The organism is Rivularia sp. UHCC 0363 (genome assembly GCF_034931125.1).
GTDB lineage: Bacteria > Cyanobacteriota > Cyanobacteriia > Cyanobacteriales > Nostocaceae > Rivularia.
The window spans coordinates 1-4,485 of sequence record NZ_JAYGHM010000140.1; the positions used below are offsets into that span (position 1 = coordinate 1).

The 4,485-nt window shown below is 39.4% G+C and carries 6 protein-coding genes and 1 pseudogene; 2 read left to right on the plus strand and 5 right to left on the minus strand.

Annotated features, from left to right (window positions below):
• From VB797_RS34685 to VB797_RS34695, 3 genes are all read right to left on the minus strand, one after another.
• Positions 1-606 (minus strand): hypothetical protein (locus VB797_RS34685; protein WP_323242349.1); only part of this gene is annotated, 606 nt, incomplete at its 3' end.
• 200 nt (positions 607-806) lie between these two features.
• Positions 807-1,421 (minus strand): hypothetical protein, encoded by a 615-nt coding sequence (locus tag VB797_RS34690; RefSeq protein WP_323242350.1) that lies wholly within the window; start codon positions 1,419-1,421, stop codon positions 807-809.
• A gap of 2 nt (positions 1,422-1,423) precedes the next feature.
• Entirely contained in the window at positions 1,424-1,858 is a 435-nt protein-coding gene (locus VB797_RS34695; RefSeq protein WP_323242351.1) for a hypothetical protein, read from the minus strand.
• A gap of 365 nt (positions 1,859-2,223) precedes the next feature.
• Here VB797_RS34695 and VB797_RS34700 point away from each other — a divergent pair, with 365 nt between their 5' ends.
• Complete coding sequence (locus VB797_RS34700) at positions 2,224-2,412, plus strand: ribbon-helix-helix domain-containing protein (protein WP_323242352.1); 189 nt, start codon at positions 2,224-2,226, stop codon at positions 2,410-2,412.
• A 3-nt stretch (positions 2,413-2,415) separates the two neighbouring features.
• Here VB797_RS34700 and VB797_RS34705 read toward each other — a convergent pair whose 3' ends face one another.
• Together VB797_RS34705 and VB797_RS34710 are read right to left on the minus strand one after the other, a co-directional pair.
• Positions 2,416-2,556, minus strand: coding sequence for a hypothetical protein (locus tag VB797_RS34705; RefSeq protein ID WP_323242353.1), 141 nt, complete (start codon positions 2,554-2,556; stop codon positions 2,416-2,418).
• Between the two features lie 662 nt (positions 2,557-3,218).
• Positions 3,219-3,485 (minus strand): hypothetical protein, encoded by a 267-nt coding sequence (locus tag VB797_RS34710; RefSeq protein ID WP_323242354.1) that lies wholly within the window; start codon positions 3,483-3,485, stop codon positions 3,219-3,221.
• Positions 3,486-3,582: 97 nt separating this feature from the next.
• Here VB797_RS34710 and VB797_RS34715 point away from each other — a divergent pair.
• Positions 3,583-4,485, plus strand: a pseudogene (locus tag VB797_RS34715) (hypothetical protein); the annotation flags it as partial.

The following is a 4,485-nucleotide window of genomic DNA, read 5'->3' on the forward strand; positions in this document are numbered from 1 at the left end:
AGCATATTGTTTTTTAGGCTTTAAATCATCTCTAGCATTATCTCCAGCATCAAGATAATAGTTACCTAAATCTTTGTCGTGTTGTAAATCAATTGTCTGCTGCCTTACTTCTGTCTTTAATTCTTCTTGCAGCATCTTGTATTCGCCATCGATTGACATCATATGTCTATCAACCCAAGCTTTTAATGTAATATGTTCTTTAGCTTGTTTGTGGCGCAATTCTTCTTTACTTTTAGCTCCTTCAAAATCAAGGCTTAATTCTTCTAATTGATTTGCTAATTTATCGTCGGCGAGGATGGATGATTGTATTTCTCTTTCTATGCGTTCTCCACTTACTCCAGCTTGCTTATAAATAGCTGCAAGAGTTGTGTTTAAATCTTCTGCTCCTTTAATTGCAGCAATCATGTTGTCTTTAACTTTTGGTGCAAATTCGCTAATCTTTGCTCCATCATTACCCATTTGACCTATTAGTTTTAGTGCTTTTTGGTCGCCCATTAATGCCCTGTAAATTAGGTTTGTGGAAGCGTTGAATTTCCCACGTAGTTGTTTTTCTAGGTGGCGCGATTTGGAAGAAACCAAGTTTTTCAGCTTGCCAGTATTTTTCACAACGATTAACCCTCTCTTCTGTTAGTATTTCTGTACATTGGTAGTGCATCCAGTTTTGGTATTGTTGTATTCTGTCTTTACGAGCTAGGTAGGCTTGATATTTGAAGTGATAGCTGATTGATTGGTAGCAATAATCTATTAGGAATAAAGCAGGAATTATTATCACTAGTAGCCGAAATACATTTTTGAAGTGTAGTTCTCTACTGTGCTTTAAATGCTGCTGAGAGACTTTTGGAGAAGCTTTTGAGATTAGAGCTTTTTTGCTCTAACACCTCCTTTGTTGTTATGGCTCCTTCTAGACTCTTTCTTTGTAAGCTAGTAGTTTTTTTATCAATGTAGTCACGCAGATTACTGTTGCTAGAATCAATTTTTTGTTCAACTTCATCAAATTTAGTTTGGGCGTAACTTTTGATTGATGAATTGATAGTTTCTACAGCACTAACGAAGTCGGTAAATGAGTCGCTAACGGTTTGGGAAATATCTGTGATTTCTGATTCGCTAAGAGAAATACCCATAGATTGGGCTTGAACTGATATCAATTGCTCTTTTTGTTGATTGGTAATTGCGGTTGAATTTGGTGTAGATGCGTGATGCTCGTCCGATGGAGCAGCTGTAATTTCTTCTGGTTCCGATACCGCCAATTCTGTATTTTGATGTTTGTCTAAAAGCAGTTGAGTAATCGTATCAATTTCATCTTCTTCTAAAGCTTGAGGGGAGTAACCCAGTGCAGCAATTTCCAGAGTCAAATCTTGCTTTGATATTGAAATTGATTTCCTAGATAACCTGCTTTGAATTCTTTTAACTAAATCTGCCATTTTTATCGCTCCTTTGATTTTCTCAAGTACCAACACCAAGCACTAACTGTTACTGGAATAAGCTGCTCAGGGGTGTATTCATTTCTCTTCCTAAAGTTCAACCCAGCACGAATAAACCACCGATAAAATGTAATGTCTGGTATGCGTGATGGGATATTTTTGGTCAGCATTTTTCTAAATTGACTGCCAGTTATTGCTTCTTCATTAGAGTTTTTTAATGTTTGTACGGATTGCCATATTTGAATGAATTCCGATAGCTGGATTGGCAACCTGGCGCAAGCCTTACGCATTTTGGCGTACACTTCTAGGTTTTCTTTGGTAACTTCTCCACAAGTGCCTCGAAGGCAATCGCAGACGCGATACCAAGATGAATCGCTGATTGTCTTGCCTAGCTTGGATTCGTAGAAGTCTTTGAGCGATCGTGTTGTTTCCCTCATATTTTTTGTACTCTGGGTGACTGTCAACTTTTGATGTCGTTGATTCTGCGTGACCTCCATGCATTGAGATGGTTGTTACTAGGTGACTATCATGCAGCATCCTTTCTTCCATGCAGGCTATAGGTATTGGGTGCGTGATTGTCTTGGCGAAGCAGTTTTTGCAGTTTCAGTTACTGGGATAATCGATGCACCCAGCACGCAGAATGAGTTTCACGGGATTTTAGAGGTGAAAAATTTAATGGAGCAATTACAATATCACAACTTTAGCATACAATTAGAATACAGAGAGAGTCTTATAAGATGCTTTTTAGTTCTAAAGTAATCTATCGCGTACTATATAGGATGCAGTCTTGATGGAAAATGGTGTGAGCAAGCGATTCACAGTTACAGTTCCGGATTCGATTTTTGAAGACTTAGAAGTTTTGGCAGATTCGCAGGGTCGTCCAACAGCGAATCTTGCTGCTTTTCTAATCGAGACAGGTATTAATCAAATTAAAGACAAAGGAGACTTCCCAAGCAAAAAGTCCTCTTTACGAAAAGAAAAAAGCGAATAGTGTTCATATATGAAGATAATTTACGGAGCTAAATAACATTAATCGTTTAATTTTTTCTTGCTTGGCTTGAATCTTCCAAGCCCTCGCACCACCGAGTTGAAGAAGCGCAACTAAAGCTTTGGAGAAACTTTTATAGCACTTCATAACACCATTACGTTGAACCAACGAAGGAAAAGTGCTTGCATTAATCAATGCGCTTAACAGTTAACAATAAAGGATAGGTTTATGAATATATAGATATGTAGTGAAGTTTCTCTTTTGAGGGGTGATGTGGATCTGTGAGAAATGATTATTTTATTTTCGACCATACTGCTTTATGACTCTGAGTAGATGTACAATAAGTCAGAAATCATCAGTATTTTTCTTGACAATTTCCCTACTTACCACAAGTAAGGTCAGGAAGCTACTTAAGTGAAATAAAAATTTACATTTTGATGGAGGTACAAAAAGGCAGGCAATAAGTTCATTACTCTTATCGCCTGCAATAGATATAAATTCAAATTATTCAATTTTAAATACTTGCCGGAGGCGGGTTAAGTCGTCAAAAACTAAGAGTGGTGTAGCCTGAACAACTGTATCCACATCTAAGTCCAAAAAGACGTACTTGTGCCACACCGTCGCGTGCATTCGTCTTTGGAGACGTATCTACACATATCTTACTACAGTAAGTGGTCAAAAGATATGTGTTAGGTGGGATTTTTTTGTCAATTTTTTTGAGAAGTATCTTAGCTCCGTAGCAGAAAAAAGGTTTTTATTTACCAGACCCTATGCCAGACGGAGACTACAAGACAGCAATGATACGACGCTTAACTTTTATAAAGTCTCGATTTTAAATATTGCTGTTGATAGCGCGGTTCCAAAACGTGCCTCGTAGAGTAACTCGAAATTGACATTAATCCCGGCTCATCATAGCAATGAATGTGAATTACCCCACAATTGAGCCATAAAGCCAAAGCTGGCAGCACGCAGTGGTACAGCAACCCTCCTCCAAAGACAGCCGCAACAGCAAACTTTGGAGAAAAATAATGGTCAGTTCCGTATCTACCCAAACCCAAGAAAATAAAAACTTTCAATTTATATATCCAATACTTTTTGTAAAGGATTCCTTCTTAGTAACCCAAGACTTAGCGGAGTGTTCAGAAAACACCAGTCTAATTAAAGGAGGGGACAATGTTTAGTAGTCGTCCAGTCCCCACCAACCGCCATAATCCTTGTCCCATATGTGAAGACATAAAATCAAACTGCCGGATTTTAGCGGACGAAACAATTTTCTGTCATGGCTTTGTAGATGCTGCTAAGGGTGAAAGAATTAACGGATATGTTTGTGTGAAACCCGAATCCGGGCATACTGCGACCTTTAGACCAGATAATTTCGATGAATGGCGATCGGGACAACGGATAGCTAGGTCAATAAGGCGAGCGCCCAAACAAAAAGATTCCACCAGAAATTTACTCCCCATAAGGCAGCGAAATGCAGCGTACAGAGTAATTGTAGCCAAATTACAACTAAGCCTAAATCACACCATACAACTTAAAGAAAAGCGTGGGCTATCTTCCCTTGAAATTGATTTTGCTTACCAAATGGGGTGGATTCGCAGTTGGAATCGGGGGCAATTGGTAAATGTTGACAATCTTGCAGGTGTTAACCCGAATACTCACAGATTGCTTGGGGGGGATGGTATCGCGATCGCAGCTACAGATGGGGATCAATTTATTACTGGATTCCAGATAGCGAGCGATAATCGCGATAAATTCGCTAAGTACTTCTGGCTATCTTCTGCGAATCATGGGGGCAATTCCCCTCATCTCCCCAACGGTGAATTGCCGCTTTTTATATGGAAACATCCCGAAGCCAATGAGATAAATGAAGTTTGGCTTGTAGAAGGGGCTTTGAAATCACTCATTACCGCACTAAAATTGTGGTTCCGGGATAATCATCGCACGGACATAATGGTAATTGGGGCTGCGGGGGGCAATTTTGCGGGTTCCATCAATACACTCTGCTCCTCGCTTCAACTTACGAACTGTAAAACCATCAAACTACAACCTGATGCGGGAGCGGTAAGCAATTCC

Bases quoted from the DNA above. Each gene is read 5' to 3' on its own strand.
- VB797_RS34695 (WP_323242351.1), bottom strand. From the start codon at position 1,858: ATGAGGGAAACAACACGATCGCTCAAAGACTTCTACGAATCCAAGCTA.
- VB797_RS34690 (WP_323242350.1), bottom strand. From the start codon at position 1,421: ATGGCAGATTTAGTTAAAAGAATTCAAAGCAGGTTATCTAGGAAATCA.
- VB797_RS34705 (WP_323242353.1), bottom strand. From the start codon at position 2,556: ATGAAGTGCTATAAAAGTTTCTCCAAAGCTTTAGTTGCGCTTCTTCAA.